This window comes from Kitasatospora sp. NPDC101157, from assembly GCF_044768255.1.
GTDB lineage: Bacteria > Actinomycetota > Actinomycetes > Streptomycetales > Streptomycetaceae > Kitasatospora.
This window is the reverse complement of record NZ_JBIWPL010000010.1, coordinates 20,337-39,039: the sequence shown is the minus strand read 5'-3', so window position 1 is coordinate 39,039 and position 18,703 is coordinate 20,337. Positions and strand designations below refer to the sequence as shown.

10 protein-coding genes are annotated in these 18,703 nt (G+C 74.2%); 2 read left to right on the top strand and 8 right to left on the bottom strand.

The window, feature by feature from the left end:
• Window position 1 precedes the first annotated feature (1 nt).
• On the bottom strand, window positions 2-1,255 hold the full coding sequence (locus ACIRVF_RS21030; RefSeq protein WP_402819716.1) for a serine/threonine-protein kinase: 1,254 nt from the start codon (window positions 1,253-1,255) through the stop codon (window positions 2-4).
• Between the two features lie 245 nt (window positions 1,256-1,500).
• Window positions 1,501-3,369, bottom strand: coding sequence for a protein kinase (locus ACIRVF_RS21025; RefSeq protein WP_402819713.1), 1,869 nt, complete (start codon window positions 3,367-3,369; stop codon window positions 1,501-1,503).
• Window positions 3,370-3,714: 345 nt separating this feature from the next.
• Here ACIRVF_RS21025 and ACIRVF_RS21020 point away from each other — a divergent pair, with 345 nt between their 5' ends.
• A complete protein-coding gene (locus ACIRVF_RS21020) occupies window positions 3,715-6,639 on the top strand; it encodes an FtsK/SpoIIIE domain-containing protein (protein ID WP_402819710.1) in 2,925 nt (974 codons plus the stop codon).
• A gap of 129 nt (window positions 6,640-6,768) precedes the next feature.
• Here ACIRVF_RS21020 and ACIRVF_RS21015 read toward each other — a convergent pair whose 3' ends face one another.
• The 6 genes from ACIRVF_RS21015 to ACIRVF_RS20990 all read right to left on the bottom strand — a co-directional run bounded on the left by ACIRVF_RS21015 (window position 6,769) and on the right by ACIRVF_RS20990 (window position 17,773).
• Window positions 6,769-11,715 (bottom strand): NAD-glutamate dehydrogenase, encoded by a 4,947-nt coding sequence (locus ACIRVF_RS21015; RefSeq protein WP_402819707.1) that lies wholly within the window; start codon window positions 11,713-11,715, stop codon window positions 6,769-6,771.
• A gap of 286 nt (window positions 11,716-12,001) precedes the next feature.
• Window positions 12,002-13,627, bottom strand: coding sequence for an L-glutamate gamma-semialdehyde dehydrogenase (gene pruA / locus ACIRVF_RS21010; protein ID WP_402820204.1), 1,626 nt, complete (start codon window positions 13,625-13,627; stop codon window positions 12,002-12,004).
• A 124-nt stretch (window positions 13,628-13,751) separates the two neighbouring features.
• Window positions 13,752-14,408: an HAD family hydrolase gene (locus ACIRVF_RS21005; RefSeq protein ID WP_402819704.1), complete on the bottom strand. Its 657-nt coding sequence runs from the start codon at window positions 14,406-14,408 to the stop codon at window positions 13,752-13,754.
• Between the two features lie 123 nt (window positions 14,409-14,531).
• Window positions 14,532-15,647 (bottom strand): acyltransferase family protein, encoded by a 1,116-nt coding sequence (locus tag ACIRVF_RS21000; protein ID WP_402819701.1) that lies wholly within the window; start codon window positions 15,645-15,647, stop codon window positions 14,532-14,534.
• A gap of 352 nt (window positions 15,648-15,999) precedes the next feature.
• Window positions 16,000-16,509, bottom strand: a complete 510-nt coding sequence (locus tag ACIRVF_RS20995) for a DUF6912 family protein (protein ID WP_402819698.1) — start codon at window positions 16,507-16,509, stop codon at window positions 16,000-16,002.
• 106 nt (window positions 16,510-16,615) lie between these two features.
• Window positions 16,616-17,773: a patatin-like phospholipase family protein gene (locus ACIRVF_RS20990; RefSeq protein ID WP_402819695.1), complete on the bottom strand. Its 1,158-nt coding sequence runs from the start codon at window positions 17,771-17,773 to the stop codon at window positions 16,616-16,618.
• A 354-nt stretch (window positions 17,774-18,127) separates the two neighbouring features.
• Here ACIRVF_RS20990 and ACIRVF_RS20985 point away from each other — a divergent pair, with 354 nt between their 5' ends.
• Window positions 18,128-18,655 (top strand): Rv3235 family protein, encoded by a 528-nt coding sequence (locus ACIRVF_RS20985; RefSeq protein WP_402819692.1) that lies wholly within the window; start codon window positions 18,128-18,130, stop codon window positions 18,653-18,655.
• The last annotated feature ends 48 nt before the right edge of the window (window positions 18,656-18,703 follow it).

The following is an 18,703-nucleotide window of genomic DNA, read 5'->3' as shown; positions in this document are numbered from 1 at the left end:
GCTACGGGGACCGCGGGGCGGTGCCGTGCACGGCCGGTCGGGCCGGGTGGCCGGCGCCCGGCCCGGTGGCGGCGAAGGCCGTCCAGGCCGCGGCGGCGCCCGCCAGCAGCAGCACGGTGGCCAGCAGCACGGCCAGCATCCGGCGGCGGCGCAGCAGCGCGGCACGGTCCCGGCGGTGGCCCGGGGCGGTGCGCTGGGCGCGGGACTCGGCGGCGTACGCGGCCAGCTCCTCGGCGGAGGGGCGGCGCAGGCTGGTGTGGGTGTCCCGGGTGGAGTCCGGGGCGGCGCCCGGCACCAGCGGGACGGCCGGGCCGCGGCGGCGCTTGTGGACGCCCGGGCCGGCGTCGACCTCGGCGTAGACCGCCTCGCCCGGGGTCAGCTGCTCCTCGGCCGGGGCACGGCCCTGGGAGGGCACGGCCAGCACCGGCAGCCCGGCCAGCGAGGGCAGCTGCTCGCGCAGCCGGGCAGCCAGCTCGGCCGCGCGCAGCCGGGAGGCGGGGGCCTTGGCCAGGCACTCGGAGATGATCCGCCACAGCCCGTCCGGCAGGCCGGGGATCGGCGGCACCTGCTCGGTGACGTGCCGGCGCAGCACCGCGCCGGTGTGGCCGCCGCCGAAGGGGGTGAAGCCGGCCAGCAGCTCGTACAGCACGGTGGCGAGGGCGTAGATGTCGACGGCGGCGCGCGGCTCCAGGCCCTCGATGATCTCGGGGGCGAGGTAGTCGGGGGTGCCGATGATCCGGGTGGCCCGGGTGCGCCGCGGGGCGTCGACCAGGCGGGCCACGCCGAAGTCGGTGAGCTTCGCGCGCGGGGCGCCGCCGGGGCCGGGGGCGGCGGCGAGGTCGAGCAGGACGTTCTCCGGCTTGACGTCGCGGTGGACGATCCCGGCCGCGTGCGCGGCCGCGAGGCCGTCGGCGACGTCGGCGATGACCGAGGCGGCGACCTGCGGCGGGAGGGCGCCGTCCCGCTCCAGCCGGGAGCGCAGGTCGGTGCCCTGGACCAGTTCCATCACCAGGGCGAGGTCGCTGCCGTCCACGACCATGTCGCGCACGCCGACCACTCGGGGGTGGTCGAGGCTGGTCAGCGCCGTGCGCTCCTGGACGAAACGGCCGACCAGTACCTGGTCGGCGGCGAGGTCCTCGCGCAGCAGCTTGACCGCCACCGGGCCGTCGGGCCCCTCACCGAGCCAGACCGTCCCGGCCGAACCCCGGCCGATGACCTGGTGGACGGTGTACCGGCTGCCGATCTTGCGTGCCAATGCTGCTCCGTGGGCGGCGCGGGAGCGCTCCGGGGGTCCGGGCGCGCTCGGTGGGGCGGGACAACAGCGACCAACCTACGCGCCCGGACCCCCTGCGCGGGGCGCCTGGGGGCCGTGGAGCGGGACTCGGGGCGAGAAATCTCGTGAATTGTCGACAAAGCGTCAATCCTGGCTTCCGGAACGGGTCCGGACCCCCGGTCAGCCGCCCGCGAGCCACCGGCGCGGCCCCGCCCCGCGGCCCGGCGCTACGTGCTGGAACTGCCGAACACGCTGGTCACCCAGTCCCGCGCGGTGTCGAACCAGCTCACGACGTTGTCCCAGTAGTGCGGCAGCGGCGTGAAGTTCCACAGCGCGATCGCGGCGACGGCCAGTACCAGCAGCACCATCAGGCAGCCCTTGAGGCAGCCCAGTCCCGGGATGTACATCCGGTTGCGGCTGCGCGGGCGTCGCTCGCGCGGCGGGGCGCTCTCCCGGCGGGACGGTGCGGGCGGCTCCTCCCGGGGCGGCCGGGGCTCCCGGTACTGCGGCGCGGGCGGCTCGGCCCGGCGCGGCGGCGCGGCGGGCGGGGGCGCCGGGTAGCCGCCCTGCGGCCGGCCGTACCCGGCGGGGGCCTGACGGTAGCCGCCCTGCGGCTGCGGACGGCCGCCCTGGCCGCCCTGGGGCCCCTGACCGCCGTGGCCGCCCTGGCCGCCCTGGCCCGCCCGGTAGGGCGGCGGGGCGACCGGCGGGCGCTGGGCGTAGCCGGGCGGCGGGCCCTGGCGGCGCTGGTCCTGGCGGTAGCCGGCCGGCGACTGCGGGTGGCCCGGCCCGCCCTGGCCCGCCTGGTACGGCGGCGGGGCGACCTGCGGGTCCTCGAAGTCCTCCGGGCCGAAGTAACCGACCTGGGTCTGCTGGTTGCGGTCGCGCGCCGCCCGCAGCTGGGTCTGCCACGGGTGCGGCGCCTCCTCCTGCGGCGCGGGCGGGCCGGCGGGCGGGGGCGGCGGCACGGCAGTGGGCGGCATCACCTGGGTGCGGTCCTGGGTGCCGTACGGCGGCGCGGGCGGCGGCTGGGTGCCCATCACCCGGGTCGCCGCGGCCGGGTCGTACTGCGGGCCGCCCGGGGCCGGCGGCAGCACCTGGGTGCGGTCCTCCGTCCCGGCCCCGGGTCCGACCGGCACGGTGCCGGGGACGACCGGCACGGTGCCGGGTACGGCGGTCGGCTGCGGGTCCGGCAGCAGCAGGGCGCCGACCGCCAGCGCCTCGTCCACCGCCGCCGGGGAGGCGTGCACCCCGACCCCGGCCGCGACCACCCGCAGCGCCCGGGCCAGCGCGGTGGCGCTCGGCCGCTGCGCCGGGTCCTTGCGCAGGCAGCGCTCGATCACCGTCCAGAGCGGCTCGGGCATGGTGCTGGGCCGCTGGGGCTCCTGCGCCAGGTGGGCCTGGAGCACGGCCAGGGCGCTGTCGCCCTGGAACGGCTGGCGGCCGGTGACCAGCTCGTACAGCATGATCCCGGCGCCGTAGACGTCCACCGCGGAGGTCTGCGGGCGGCCCTCGGCGGACTCGGGGGCGACGTACGCGGGGGTGCCGACGAACTCGTGGGTGCGGGTGACGCCGGGGGAGTCGGCCAGCCGGGCGATGCCGAAGTCGGTCAGCATCGGGTGCATCTGCTCGCTGCCCTGCACCACGGTGGAGGCGAGCAGCACGTTGGCCGGCTTGAGGTCGCGGTGGACGATCCCGTCCGCGTGGCTGGCCGCCAGCGCGTCCGCGACCTGGGCCATCAGCAGGGAGCCCGCGATCGGGCTGAACGGGCCGTTGGCGCGCAGGTAGCGGGCCAGGTCGGGGCCCTCCACCAGGTCCATCACCAGGGCCAGCAGCTCGCCCTCGACGACCAGGTCGCGGACCCGGACGATGTTCGGGTGGCTCAGCCGCAGCAGCAGCGAGCGCTCGCGCAGGAAGCGCATCACGACGTCCGGGTCGGCCGCCAGCTCCTCGCGCAGCACCTTGATCGCCACCTGCTGCCCGGGCTCGCTGCCCGGCACCTGGACGTCCTGGCGCACCAGACCGCGCCAGACGGTCCCGGTGGCACCCCGCCCCAGGGTCTCCTCAAGCAGATACTTGCTGCCGACTGGCCGCACCTGTCGCACTCCTCGCCGTGCCGCCCGCGCGGGGCGCTCCCCCGCCGGTGTGCGGTGAGCCTGCCGGGCCCGTGTTTGCGGCCACTCTAACGGTGTCCGTACGGGTTTTTGGGGTGACCGGTGGGCCGTCCGAGCAGGGTTGGGGGACATCCCCTAGGGGACCGCCCGGGCGTGTCGCGGGTGCCGGCCCGGAGGCGGCCGCCGGCGTCCGGGGCGGGGCCGCCGGTGCGGCGGTTGACCTGACCCTCCGTCGCCTCCACCATGGCGATGATCGCAAGATCGTCAAATCCGGTACGGTGCGCGGACTGTCCACGCCGGATGGCAGGATGGACACTCGCCACTCGTGTGGCCCAATGGGTCGCCGCGACCGCCCGGCGCGTCCGCGACGACACCGGGCAGCGGTACCAGGCATCACACCAGCAGAAGGGACCCGCGGGCGAGATGCAGATCCGGCTGACCGTCCTCCGACCGCGCAGCGGCCCGACCGCCGCCGGCTCCGCCATCCCCTACGTGGACGTGCTGGTCACCGCGCCCGTGGGCACCGCGCTCGGCGCCATCGCGGGCGCACTCGCCGGCGCCGTCGGCGTGCGCGGACCGCGGGCCGCCACCCATGTGCACCTGTACGCCGGGGCACACCGGGTGGACGAGCACACCCTGCTCGGCCATCCCCCACTGCTCGACGGCGCCGTCCTCAGCCTCAACGAGCCCGACCCGACCGCCGACGACCCCGACGACACCCCCGCCGCCGCCGAACTGCGGGTGGTCGGCGGCCCGGACGCCGGCGGCGTCCACCGGCTGCACGGCCGGGAGATCCGGATCGGCCGCTCCGGCGAGGCCGACGTCCCGCTCGACGACCCGGACGTCTCCCGGCTGCACCTCGCCCTCCACCTCGGCGAGGACGGCCGGATCGCCGTCCGCGACCTCGGCTCCACCAACGGCACCACCCTGGACGGCCGGATCGTCCCACCGCTGCCGGCCGAGGCCGCCGTCCCGCTGGACAACGGCGCCCTGCTGCGGATCGGCGAGTCCACCCTGCAGGTCGTCGAACCGGCCGACCCCGCCTCCGTCCGGGCCGCCCTGCCCGACGGCAACGGCCACCTCCAGCTCGCCGCCCCCGGCCCGGTCCGGACCTCGGCCCCGGTGATCGAGCCCCCCACCGCCCCCGAGCCCGCCCAGGGCCGCGGCCGCGGACTGTTCTCCCTGCTGCCCGGGCGCGCCGCCGAACCGCCCGGCCAGGAGAGCGCCGAGCGCCATCACGCCGCCGTCCGGATGCGCCAGGCCGCCGCCCAGCGCGACCGCTGGCCCGACCTCGCCACCGTGCTGCTCAACGCCGTCGGCCCCGGCCCCCGGCTGTGGGAGCGCGGCCCCGGCCACCCCGACGCCCTCACCCTGCGGCTGGGCACCGCCGACCGCCCCGGCGGCGCCGGCACCACGCCGGGCACCGTGCTGCCCGCGGTCCCGGTCACCCTCGACCTGCAGACCGCCGGCAGCCTCGGCCTCAGCGGCCCCCGCGAGCGCCTCGACGCCCTCACCCGCGCCGTCGTCGCCCAGCTCGCCGCGCTCCACCCGCCCACCGGGCTGAGCCTGGTCGTGGTCGACGCCGATCCGGGCCGCAGCCCCGAGGAACGCGTCGACACCTGGGCCTGGGCGCTGTGGCTGCCCCATCTGCGCCCCGCCGACGGCCAGGACTGCCGGCTGCTGGTCGGCCTGGACGACGAACAGGCCACCGCCCGGCTGACCGAGCTCACCGCCCGGCTCAGCGGCCCGACCGGCCTCGGCGGCCACCCCGCCACCGTGGTCGTGGTCGACGGCCGCCCGGCCGGCGAGGCCGCCCGGCAGGCGCTCGACCTGCTGCTGCGCCAGGGTCCGGCCGTCGGCATCTTCCCGATCTGCCTCGCCGAACAGCCCGAGCTGCTCCCCCGGGGCCTCGGCGCCACCGCGCTGATCACCGGCGAGGTCGGCACCCAGCTCTCCCTGGACCGCCCGGTCGCCCGCGGCCGGGAGACCCTGCACGAGATCTCGCTGGACGCCGTCTCCGACGCCTGGGCCGAACGGCTGGCCCGGGTCCTCGCCCCGCTGCGCGAGGCCGCCCCGGCCTCCCGCGGCCCGCTGCCGGACGCCCTGCGGCTGCTCGACCTGCTCCAGCTCGACACCGTCACCCCGGCCAAGCTGTCCGCCCGCTGGGCCGCCCACGCCGGCGGCATCGGCGCCGCCACCGCGCTGCTCGGCACCACCCGGGACGAGCTGTGCACCCTCGACCTGGCCGACCCCGAACTCTCCCTGCCCTCCCCCGACCCGGGCGGGCCGCACCTGCTGATCGGCGGCGCCCGCGGCTCCGGCAAGACCGAACTGCTGCGCACCCTGGTCGCCTCGCTCGCCGTCTCCGAGCGGCCCGAACGCCTCGCCGTCACCATCGTCGAGGGAAGGGCCACCGAGGACGGACTGTCCGGCTGCTCCGAACTGCCGCACGTCACCGGCCGGGTCAACGCCGCCACCGACCCGCGCGCCGCGCTCCTCGCCGCCGAGGCACTGGAGGACGAACTCGCCCTGCGGGAGCGGCTGTTCGACGGACTGGACTTCGCCTCCTGGCACGCCACCCGCATTCTGGACGGGCACAGCCTGGACGGGCACGGCCTGGACGAGCAGGGCGTGGGCTCCGTCCCCGTGCCCGCCACCGTCGGCGCCGCCTCCACCCCGGTGCCCCGGATCATCCCGCCCCGCAGCGGTGACGGCCCCCGGCCGGGCACCACCCCCTCCGGGCCCGTCCCGGCCCGGCTGGTCGTCGTCGTCGACGACTACGACGCCCTGCTCTCCCCCACCTCCCCGGCCGGCCGCCCGCTGGCCCGCGCGCTCGCCGCCGTCGCCCGCCGCGGCGGCCCGCTCGGCGTCCACCTCGCGGTCGCCACCGGCCGCCCGGAGGAGAGCGCCGGCACCGAGGTGGACGAGGCCGCCCTGCTGCGGATCGCGCTGCGCACCGAGGACCCGGCCGACTCCGACCTGCTGATCCACCTCGGCGACGCGGCCGCCCTCCCGGAGGACACCCCCGGCCGCGGCTACCTGCGCCGCCCGGACGGCGGCGTCACCGCCTTCCAGACCGCCCGGATCAGCGGCCGCATCCCCCGCACCGCCACCCTGCGCCCCACCGTGGTCGCGATAGACCCCCTCCAGCTCGGCGCCCCACCCGCCCGCCGCCCGGTCCGCGAACTCGGCAACGGCCCCACCGACCTGGCCCTCCTCGCCAGCGCCCTCCAACGCGCCGCCTCCCGCTGACCCACCGGCACCCGAAGGGCCCCGACGAACCGCTCGGTTCGCCGGGGCCCTTCGGCGTCGCTCCTGGCCTGAGGACGCGGAAGGGGCCCGCGTCCGGGTGGACGCGGGCCCCTTCCGTGCGGCTGTCCGTCAGCGCATCGAGCCGGTGCGCAGCAGGGTGCGGATGACGCGCATCGCGACCGAGAGGCTGGACAGCTCGTAGTTGTCCGAACCCCTTATGTCGTCGAGGGTGGCCTTGGCGCGGTTCAGCAGGGTGGAGTTGAGGTCCGCCCAGGCGTTGTAGCGCTCCTCGGGCGAGGCGCCCTCGGGGCCGCAGGCCAGGATGTCGGCGGTCAGCGCCGCGTGCGCCGCGAAGAGGTCCTCGCGGATCGCGGCCCGGGCCATCGACGACCAGCGGTCCGTGCGGGGCAGTTCGATGATCCGGTCGAGCAGGGGGGAGATCTGCAGGCGGTCGCCCAGGTCGTAGTACAGCTCGGCGACGTCGGCGACGTCCTTGCCGGCGCGGTCCGCGACCTCGCTGATGTCCAGGGTCGGGAAGACCGAGGACAGGCCGGCGATCCGGGTGGCCAGCTCGTCCGGCACGCCGGCCGCGGCCAGCTCGCCCTGGATCGACTCGAACCAGGCCAGGTCCTCGCCGCGCAGCGGCTTGGGCAGCGAGCCCCAGACCTGGTTGACCCGGTCGTGGAAGAACTCGATGGTGCCGGCGATGTCGAGCGGCTGGCGGCGGTTGTTGAGCATCCACCGGGTGGCACGCTCGACCAGGCGCCGCGAGTGCAGCCGCATCTTGGTCTGGGTCCGGGCGGGGACCTGGTTGTCCAGGCCCGCGATCCGGCCCCAGATCTCCTCCAGGCCGAAGACGGCCCGCGCGGCGGTGTGGGTCCGGGCGATCTCCTCGTAGGTCGCGCCGGTCTCCTCCTTCAGGCGGAAGGCGAAGGTGCAGCCACCGCGGTTGATCGTGTCGTTGACGATCAGCGTGGTGATGATCTCGCGGCGCAGGGCGTGGTTGTCGATCGCGTCGGCGAACCTGGCCCGCAGCGCGCTCGGGAAGTACTCGTGCAGCGCGGTGCGGAAGTACGGGTCGTCCGGCAGGTCGGTGGCCAGCAGCTCCTCGGCCAGGATGATCTTGGTGTAGGCGAGCAGGACGGACATCTCGGGCTGGGAGAGCCCGCGGCCGTTCTGCTGGCGCTCACGGATCTGGCGCTCGGTGGGCAGGAACTCCAGGCCGCGGTCGAGCTGGCCGGCCGCCTCGAAGCGGTTGATCATCCGGGCGTGGACGTTGACCATGCTGTGCGCCTGGGCGACGGCGTTGGCCAGCACCACGTTCTGCGCGTAGTTGTTGCGCAGCACCAGGTGGCCGACCTCGTCGGTCATCTCGGCGAGCAGGGCGTTGCGCTGCTTGACCGTCATGTCGCCCTCGGCGACGACCTGGTTGAGCAGGATCTTGATGTTGACCTCGTGGTCCGAGGTGTCCACACCGGCCGAGTTGTCGATGGCGTCGGTGTTGATCCAGCCGCCGGTGCCCTCGGGACCGCCGTTGGCCGCGTACTCGATGCGGCCGAGCTGGGTGCAGCCGAGATTGCCGCCCTCGCCGATGACCCGGGCCCGGACCTGCTCGCCGTTGACCCGGATGGCGTCGTTGGCCTTGTCGCCGACCTCGGCGTTGGTCTCGGTGGAGGCCTTGACGTAGGTGCCGATGCCGCCGTTCCAGAACAGGTCGACCGGCGCCTGGAGGATCGCCTTCATCAGCTCGGCCGGGGTCAGTCGGGACTCCTGGATGCCCAGGGCGGCCCGGACCTGCGCGCTGACCTGGATCGACTTGGCACTGCGCGGGAAGACCCCGCCGCCGGCCGAGATCAGCGACTTGTCGTAGTCGTCCCAGGAGCTGCGTGGCAGCTCGAACAGGCGGCGGCGCTCGGCGTACGAGACGGCCGCGTCCGGGTTCGGGTCGAGGAAGATGTGGCGGTGGTCGAAGGCGGCGACCAGCCGGATGTGCTCGCTGAGCAGCATGCCGTTGCCGAAGACGTCGCCGGACATGTCGCCGATGCCGATGACGGTGAAGTCCTCGGACTGGGTGTCGACGCCGAGCTCGCGGAAGTTGCGCTTGACCGACTCCCAGGCGCCGCGGGCGGTGATGCCCATGCCCTTGTGGTCGTAGCCGGCCGAGCCGCCGGAGGCGAACGCGTCGCCGAGCCAGAAGCCGTACGACTCCGCGACGCCGTTGGCGATGTCGGAGAAGGTCGCGGTGCCCTTGTCGGCGGCGACGACCAGGTAGGTGTCGTCCTCGTCGTGGCGGACCACGTCGGCCGGGTGGACGACCTCGCCGGCCACCAGGTTGTCGGTGATGTCCAGCAGCGCCGAGATGAAGGTCTTGTACGAGGAGACGCCCTCGGCCAGCCAGGCGTCGCGGTCCACCGACGGATCCGGCAGCTGCTTGGCGACGAAGCCGCCCTTGGCGCCGACCGGGACGATGACGGTGTTCTTCACCATCTGGGCCTTGACCAGGCCGAGGATCTCGGTGCGGAAGTCCTCACGCCGGTCGGACCAGCGCAGACCGCCGCGGGCGACCTTGCCGAAGCGCAGGTGCACGCCCTCGACCTGCGGCGAGTAGACCCAGATCTCGAACGCCGGGCGCGGGGCCGGCAGGTCCGGGATGGCCTTCGGGTCGAACTTCATCGACACGTAGGAGTGCCACTCGCCGGAGCCGTCGTGCTGGAAGAAGTTGGTCCGCAGGGTGGCCTTGATGAGGTTCAGGAAGGAGCGCAGGATGCGGTCCTCGTCCAGCGAGACGACCTCGTCGAGCGCGCCGGCCAGCTCCTCCAGGATGCCCTCGGTCAGCTCGGCGGCGCCCAGCTGGTGGCTCGGGCTCAGCCGGGCCTCGAACAGGTTGACCAGCAGGCGGGTGGTGTGGGTGTTGTTGCGGAGCGCGTCCTCCATGTAGTCCTGGGAGAACGTGGAGCCCGCCTGGCGCAGGTACTTGGCGTACGCGCGGAGGACCATCGCCTGGCGCCAGTTCAGCCCGGCGGTGAGGACCAGCTCGTTGAAGCCGTCGTTCTCGGCCTTGCCGATCCAGGTCGCGGCGAAGGTGTCCTGGAAGCGCTCGCGGGCCTCGTCGGTGAGCTCGGTGGCCTCGCGCAGCTTCAGGCCGAAGTCGTACACCCACGCGGTGGTGCCGTCGGAGCGGCGCAGGGCATAGGGGTGCTCGTCCAGCACCTCGACGCCCAGGCGCTGCAGCACCGGCAGGACCTCGGTGAGGGAGATCGGGCCGCCGACCCGGTAGATCTTGAAGCGGCGCTCGTCGTCGCCCGCGCCGACCGGCTGGTACAGGTTCAGCCGGAAGTCGCCGTCGCCGTGCAGCGACTCGATCTGCTTGATGTCGGCGACGGCGGTGCGCGGCGGGAAGTCGGCGCGGTAGCCGTCGGGGAAGGCGTTGGCGTACTTGTGGCCGAGCTCGGCGGCCTTCTCCTCGCCCAGCTCGATGTGCAGCTGGTCGTGGAAGCCGTCCATCCAGAACCGGGCGGCCTCGGCCAGGCGGTTCTCGATCCGCTCGATGTCGGAGTCGGTGAGCTGGGGCAGCTCGGTGCCCGGGGCGACCCGGACCACGAAGTGCAGGCGGGTCAGCACCGACTCGGTGGCGTACACCGTGTAGTCGATGGTGGCGCCGTTCAGCTCCTCCTTGAGGATGTCGGTGAGCAGCAGCCGGATGCGCGTGGTGTAGCGGTCGCGCGGCAGGTAGATGAAGGCCGAGAAGTAGCGCCCGTACTCGTCCTGGCGCAGGAAGAGGCGCAGCTTACGGCGCTCCTGCAGGTAGAGCACGCTGGTGGCGATGGAGAGCAGCTCGGCGGCCGGGGTCTGGAAGATCTCGTCCCGGGGGAAGGTCTCCATGATCTGCAGCAGGTCGCGGCCGTCGTGGCTCTCGCTGGAGAAGCCGGACTCCTCCAGCACCGCCTGGACCTTGCGGCGCACGACCGGGATGCGGGTGACCGACTCGGTGTAGGCGGCGGAGGAGAACAGGCCGAGGAAGCGGCGCTCGCCGATCGGCTCGCCGGCGGCGTTGAACTTCTTCACGCCGACGTAGTCCAGGTAGGCCGGCCGGTGCACGGTGGCCCGGCTGTTGGCCTTGGTCAGGACGAGCAGCTTCTTCTCGTGGGCCTTGGCGCGGACCGGGGCGGAGAGGCGGCCGAAGGCCTCGGAGACCGAGTGGTGGCGGTCGTCGTGGCTGTGCGGGTCGGAGCGCAGGATGCCGAGGCCGGTCCCGGCGACGGCCTTGAGGACCTCCTCGCCCTCGTGCTCGACCAGGTCGTACTCGCGGTAGCCGAGGAAGGTGAAGTGGTCGTCGGCGAGCCAGCGCATCAGCTCCCAGGCCTCGCCGACCTCCTGCTCGGGCAGGCCGGCCGGGGGCTCCTCGGCCAGCTCGTCGGCCAGGCGCAGCGCGCTGTCGCGCATCTTGGCCCAGTCCTCGACGACCTCGCGGACGTCGCCGAGCACGCGGCGCAGGTTGGTCTCGATGGTGCGCAGGTCGTCGCGGTCGGTCTCGCGGTCGATCTCGATGTGCATCCACGACTCGACGGTCGCGTCGGCGGGCCACTCGGCGCCGGCGGCCTGGCTGCGGGAGCAGGCGTCGACGTCCAGGATCTCCAGCAGCTTGCCGGTGATGTCACGGCGGACGACCAGCTGGGGGTGGACGACGAGGTGGATCGCGCGGTCCTGGCGGGACAGCTCGTTGGTGACGGAGTCGACCAGGAAGGGCATGTCGTCGGTGACGACCTCGACCACGGTGTGGCCGCAGGACCAGCCGTTCTCCTCGACCGAGGGGGTGTGCACCCGCACCTCGGCCGTGCCCTGGGGGCGCTTGAGGCCCAGGCGGTAGTGGGAGGCGGCCGCGCCGTACACGTCGACCGGGTCGAGGTCGACCAGGTCCTCGGGCGCGGTGTGGAGGTAGTAGTGGTGCAGGTACGCGGTCAGAGCACCGTTGCTCAGACCCTCCCCCGGCGCCGCTCCCCCCACCTGGCTGTTCTCAGCGGCTACGGCTGCCTTCTTGAGCAGTTCGGCCTTGGCTGCGTCCAGCTTGGTCTGCATGACTTCTTGGCTCCTGTCGCGCGCCGTTGCGTGACTCGGTGGTGTATGGGTGTACACCGACGGGTCGCTCGCAATCCTGCCGCACCGTCCGACTGAAAGGGGCTCATGGCACGCATGAAACGCCCTCCCAGCGGGTAGGACGACTCGTTCGTCCTGCAAGCCACCCGACGACGCCAGCCAGCCTAACCGGATCAATCGAAGGTGCACAGGTACAGGGAGGCGCAAACCCGCAGGATGTCGGGTCCGTCCTGGACACCATGTCCAAACCGGAGCATGGTGTTCGCTTTCAGCCCATATGCGGGTACCCGTGGTGGATCGGCGGTACGAAGGTCTCCTTGATCGCCCGGGCCGAGGTCCACCGCAGCAGGTTCTGGGCGGCGCCCGCCTTGTCGTTGGTCCCGGAGGCCCGGGAGCCGCCGAAAGGCTGCTGTCCGACGACCGCCCCGGTGGGTTTGTCGTTGATGTAGAAGTTTCCGGCCGCGAAGCGCAGTTCCTCCACGGCCTGGGCGATCGCGTAACGGTCCTGTGCGATCACCGCGCCGGTCAGGCCGTACGGGGCGCCCGAGTCGACCCGGCCGAGCACGTCGTCCCAGCGGGAGTCCTCGTAGACGTGGACGGCGAGGATCGGGCCGAAGTACTCGGTGCGGAAGATCTCTCCCCGGTGGTCGGAGGAGACCAGCACCGTGGGCCGGACGAACCAGCCGATCGCGTCGTCGTACTGGCCGCCGGCCGCCAGCTCGACGGTCGGGTCGGCCTTGGCGCGCTCGATGGCGCCCCGGTTCTTCTCGAACGCCCGCTCGTCGATCAGGGCGCCCATGAAGTTGGACAGGTCGGTGACGTCGCCCACCGTGAGGGCGTCCACCTCGGCCAGGAAGTCGTCCTTGATCCTCAGCCAGAGGCTGCGCGGCAGGTAGGCGCGGGAGAGCGCCGAGCACTTCTGGCCCTGGTACTCGAAGGCCCCGCGGATCAGCGCGGTCCGCAGGATCTCCGGGTCGGCCGAACGGTGGGCCAGCAAGAAGTCCTTGCCGCCGGTCTCGCCGACGATCCTCGGGTAGGTGCGGTAGCCGCCGATGTTGGCGCCGATGGTCTGCCAGAGCGACTGGAAGGTGGCGGTGGAGCCGGTGAAGTGCAGCCCGGCGAGCGCCGGGTCGGCGAGCGCCACCGGGGAGACCTGCAGGCCGTCGCCGGTGACCAGGTTGATCACCCCGGGTGGCAGGCCGGCCGCCTCCAGCAGCCGCATCAGGTGGTACGCGGCCAGGGTCTGGCTCGGCGCGGGCTTCCAGACCACGGTGTTGCCCATCAGGGCGGGGGCGGTCGGCAGGTTCCCGGCGATCGCGGTGAAGTTGAACGGGGTGACCGCGTAGACGAAACCTTCCAGCGGGCGGTGGTCGACCCGGTTCCACACCCCCGGGGAGGAGACCGGCTGGTCCGCCAGCACCTGCCGGGCGAAGTGGACGTTGAACCGCCAGAAGTCGATCAGCTCGCAGGCCGAGTCGATCTCGGCCTGCTGCACGGTCTTGGACTGGCCGAGCATCGTCGCCGCGTTGAGCGTCTCCCGCCAGGGCCCGGCCAGCAGCTCGGCGGCGCGCAGGAAGACCGCCGCCCGGTCGTCGAAGGAGAGCGAGCGCCACTGCCGCCCGGCCGCCAGCGCCGCGTCCACCGCCGCCTGGGCGTCCTCCCGGGTGGCGTTGCCGAGCACGCCCAGCTTGGCGGCGTGGTGGTGCGGCTGGACGACGTCGATCCGCTCACCGCCGCCGAAGCGCTGCTCACCGCCGATGGTCATCGGCAGCGGGACCTGCTCGGCCGCCAGCTCGTCCAGCCGCCGGACCAGCCGGTCCCGCTCCGGGCTGCCGGGCGCGTAGGCCCGCACCGGCTCGTTGACCGGGGTCGGCACCTCGGTGACTGCGTCGATGGGCATGGCGGCTCCGTCCTGGCTCTACTGGTGTCGGTCCAGCCTGACCAGCGCGGGGGCGATCCGCTCGTCCAGACACGCCAACGGCGGGCGTGGCGCCCGCCACGTCCGCCGTCGGGAACTCTCAGCCCGCCAGGCTCTTGGCCAGCTCGACCGCCTCGGCCAGGCTGTCCACCACCGGGACGCCGACCGGCTCCAGCTTCTCCCGGGTGTGCGAGCCCCCGGTGTACAGCACCGCGTGGGCGCCCGCGTGCAGCGCCGCCAGGGCGTCGTCCGCGGCGTCGCCGATCAGCACCGTCCGGGCCGGGTCGACCCACTCGCCGAGCGCGGCCAGGTGCTTCGTCAGCTGCTCCGCCTTCTGGCCGCCCGGGGGCCCGCTGCGGCCGTCCACCCGCAGGAAGCTGCCGGTCAGGCCGAAGGAGTCGACCAGCGGCACCAGCCGGTCGTGCACGTACATCGACAGCAGGGACTGGCTGTGCCCGGCCGCCTGCCAGCCCGCCAGCAGCTCGGGCACGCCCTCGGTCAGGCCGCAGCCCGGGCTGAGCTCGCGGTAGCGGTCCTGGAAGGCGTCGTCCAGCCGCAGCCACTCCTCCGGGGAGGGCATCCGGCCGAGCAGCCGCTCGTAGAAGCGGGGGATCGGGACCTCGTACTGCTCGCGGTACTGCTGCATGGTCATCGGCCCGACGCCGATGGTCGCGAACGCGGCGTTGCTCGCGCCGAGGACCGCATCCATGTCGTGGAAGAGGGTGCCGTTCCAGTCCCAAACGATGTGAGTGCGCACGGGGCCAAACGGTAACCCGAACGGTCGAGCGGCACCAAGGCGTGCAGTAGCGCATGAACATGTCGCCGAGGAGGACGAGTCCGGCCGACTACCAGTCGGTCGGGCTCGTCCCGATGCGGGCGGTCACGCCTCGCGGGCCTGCGTCGAGATGTCGGTGGGTTGCTTCGGGTGTCGGTCGAGGGCCTGGCCGAGGGCTCGGTCGAGGCGGCGACGGAGGGCACGGCCGACGGGCTTCTCGACCACGCGGTGGATCACCCAGGCCAGGAGGAGCATCGAGACGGTGGTGAGGGCGAGCCGGCCCCACGGTCCGAGCCAGTGGGCGTGGACGGTGAGTTCTCCGGCCATGGGCAGGCCGAGGCTCTGGTGGATCAGGTAGAAGGGATAGGTGAGCGCACCGGCCGTCATGAGCCAGCGCCAGCGGATGCGGGCGAGCGGTCCGATGGTGGCCAGGAGCAGGAGGGCCAGGAAGGCGGTCAGCAGGGCGCTGGCGACGGTCCAGGAGCAGAGCGCCTTGGATCCCCATTCCCGGTAGTGGCCGGACAACCGGATGGGGAGCATGGTCAGTTCGTAGCACCAGGCGAAGCCGAGGAGTATCCAGAGCATGAGGTTCTGCCCGAAGCGGTACATGAGGTAGACCGCGATACCGGCGACGAACAGGCCGGCGTACTGGCTGAGGACGAGGTCGTCCAGGAACTTGCTCTTCGTCTCCGAGGTGACGATCCCGGCAGCGAGCCAGATCACGCAGAACCCCATGACCCGGTGGTAGGTGGTGCCGAAGGCCAGGAGGACGGCCATGAGGAGGTAGAAGTGGGCCTCGACCGCAAGGGTCCAGGCGACGCCGTCCAGGAGGCTGGCGTGGAGGGCGTCGGGGAACATGGTCAGGTTGGCCAGAACGATCCGAGGATGGATCACCGCGGCGACGTCGTGGGTCTGCATGGGGATCAGCGCGATCCTGGCCACGATCAGGATGAGGGCGCACCAGTAGGCCGGGTAGAGCCGGGATATCCGTGAGACGGCGAACTGCCCTGGCGTGCGTCCCCAACCGCTCATGCAGATGACGAATCCGCTGATGAGGAAGAAAGCCTCGACACCGAGCCAGCCGTACATCGATGCGTGGTGCAGCGAGTACGCGAACTCCTTCGGGGACGGCCCCCACAGTGTGGGCCCGATCGCGCTCAGGTAGTGGAATCCCGTAACAGCGAGTGCGGCGATCAGCCGCATGCCGTCGACGACGGCCAACCGGGCTCCGGGCTCGCCCCGGCCGCGGCCTTCGACCAGGGCTCCTGCCCGTGCATGACCATTCCGGGCCCGCTGGCCGGTGGGCGGTGACATGGGCGCATGAAGCACGGGCGGGAGTCCGATCATGTCGACAGGCCTGCTCCCGCCCGGGACCGCAGACGAGGGTCATAGGCGTAAGGGAACTGTGATGCCTCTCAGCCGTTGCACGGGCACGCCACCGGCAGGCTGATCAACCGTGCGCTCATCTTAGAGCGTCCACTGGCAGGTCATCGGGGGCGGGGTGCGGGGGCGGGCCCTGGCCCCGGATCCTCGGTCGCGTCGGTGTCCCGTCCGGAGAGCGTGGCCCGCCCGCTCAGCCCAGGAGGGACGGGATCTCCTGGGTCGCGTACCAGAGCAGGTCGTGGTCCTCCGCGCCGTCCACGGTGAACTGGGCGTCCTGGTCGCCCGAGTCGGCCGCGGCCACCGCCGCCACCGCCGCCGCGACGTCCTCGACCACCTCGTCGTCGGCCACGTCCGCGTGCACCGAGGCGGCCTTCGCCAGCTTCACCGGGCCGGCCAGCACGACCCGGCCGAGCGAGGCCTGGTCCTGGTACTCGTCGCCGGGGAAGGGGCGCACGGCCGAGTCGGCCACGTCCAGGGCCACCACGACGCGCCGGCGCGGGGCATCGGGCTCGGCCGCCAGCAGCCGCAGCGAGGACTGGGCGGCCCGGTTGAGCGCCGCGTACTCCAGCTCCTCCAGGTCGTCGCTCACGTACCACTCGCGCAGCGCGGGCGTGACGGCGTAGGCCGCGGACGGCTCCAGGGCGCCGCCCTCGTGCGCTGCCGCCAGGCCGGTCAGGGTGGTGGGCACGTACACGCGCATCGGTGGCACTCTCCGGTTCGTCCAGCGGGGGTTCGTCCAGCGGGGGGTTCGTCCAGCGGCACAGCATCCAGCGCCCCAAGAATAAGCTCCGCCGGACCGCCCGTGATCACCTCGGGCCGGGGCCGCGCCCGGCGGCCAGCGCCTCCCGGCTGGTCCGCAGCGCACTCTCCAGCACCTCGCCGCGGCGGGCCGGGTCCATCAGGTTCGGGCCCATCACCGCCAGGTCGGCCAGGGTCGGCGCGAGCAGCCGCACCCGGACGCCCTCCGCCCGCAGCAGCGCGGCCTCGCGCAGCAGCTGCCGGGTCACCGCCCGCCGGTAGCGGCTGACCAGCTGGGCCAGCACGCCGCGCGGGCGGTCCCGGGCCCGCCACTCGCGCAGCGCGGCCAGGGTGCCGCGGTCCGCGCGCTCGGGCCGCGGGCCCAGCCGCAGGGCCATCGGGGCCAGCACGTACACCTCGTCCAGGCCGCGGCCGAGCAGCAGGTCGGCGTTGGTGGCCGACCAGCAGCCGCCGTCCACGTACGCCGAACCGTTCAGGCGCACCGGCGCGAACCAGCCGGGGATGGCGCAGGAGGCCATCACGGCGTCGGCCACCGCGACGGCAGGGGCCTGCGGATCGCCGAAGATCACCCGGTGGCCGCTGCGGTAGTCCACCGCGGCCACCCGCAGCGGCGCGGCGGCCGCGCTCGGCGCCGGCCCGGCGACGGTGGCGGCCGCGCTCGGCGCCGGCCCGGCGACGGTGGCGGCCGGGCTCGGCGCCGGCCCGGCGACGGTGGCGGCCGGGCTCCCCGGGGCCGGCCAGCCGTCCGGTCCGAACAGCCCGCGGACCAGCTCGCCGACCGGCGCCAGCGAGCCGCGGCCGTGCGGCGCCATCGCCGAGACCATGGTCAGCAGCGGGTACTCGCGCGGGTGCCGGACGGCGTCCCGCAGCAGGTCGGGCGAGCCGATTCCGGCCCGCGGGCGGGGCGGCAGCGCGCCGCCCACCGCCGTCTCGTAGTCGAAGGCCACCCCGGCCAGCGGGCCGTCGGTGATCGGCAGGCCGCGCTGGTGGTCGCGCAACTGCTCGGGGGGCACGCCGCCGGCCAGCAGCGCGGCCAGGATCGCGCCCGCCGAGGTGCCGAGCAGGACGTCCGCCCCGCCCGGCCGGTGCCCGGTGGCCTCCTCGACGGCGCACAGCGCGCCGACCGTCCAGGCCGCGCCGAGCATCCCGCCGCCGCCCAGCACCAGGCCGCGCCGGGGCTCACCGCCGGAGGTCGTTCCCGCCACCGCCGTCCGTGTGGTCGTCCCCGCTGTCGTCATCCTGTCCGCCCGTCAGTCGTTGGGAGCGGGTCAGGCTACCGATGGTGCGCGCGGGCGGGCGGGCGGCGCAACGGGAGCGGGGCCCGCAGCCACCCGGTCCGCCGTACCCGGGCGTCCCCTTTCGGGCCGTACGGCCCGTCCCCGCACGTCAACCCGCCGCCTGCTGGACGCCCGCCAGGCCCGTCGCCACACAGGGCGACTCACCCGGATAGGTGAACTTCGGACCGCCCTTCCGACCCCCCGGAAACACGTTGCCGCCCCGCCCGGCCCGCCGCCAGCCTGGACCCGTCCGTACCCGCACCACCCTTACCGGGAGCCACCGTGACCGCACAGCTCGGCACCGACCTCAGCGCGCACCCCGCCACGCACCCCACCACGCACCCCACCGACCGCCTCGTCGCCCGCCCGCACCGTCGCGTCCGCGCCTCCGGCGGCTGCGACCCGGCCGGGCGCCGGCCGCGCCACCCGCGCGCCGCCTGCGACGGAACCCCCGCCACCGCCGGGGCCACCGGAGCGGCGCGCCACGACACCGGGGCGCTCGCCGCCCGCTTCGCCCACCAGCTGGTCGAGGTCCTCACCGGAGCCCGGCCCTCCGGCCAGCTGATGCGGCACACCACCCTGGACGGCTACGGGCAGCTCGCCTCGCTGGTCCGGGCCGGTGCGCTGCGCCGCGGCGGCCCCGCCGACCGGCCCCGGCTCGGCCCGGTGCACGACCGGTCACCCTCGCCCGACGCCGTCGAGGCCTGCGTCCGGGTCGACCTGGGCCGACGACACCACATGGTGGCCTTCCGGCTGGAGCAACGCGGCCCGGCCGGCCAGTGGCAGTGCACCGCCGTGGAGGCCCGGTGACGGCCGCGGCGCACGGGACGGCGCAGGGCGCCGCCCCGGTACGGGAGC

Coding starts and splice junctions, on each gene's coding strand:
- ACIRVF_RS21015 (WP_402819707.1), bottom strand. CDS start 11,715: ATGCAGACCAAGCTGGACGCAGCCAAGGCCGAACTGCTCAAGAAGGCA.
- ACIRVF_RS20995 (WP_402819698.1), bottom strand. CDS start 16,509: ATGCGCGTGTACGTGCCCACCACCCTGACCGGCCTGGCGGCAGCGCAC.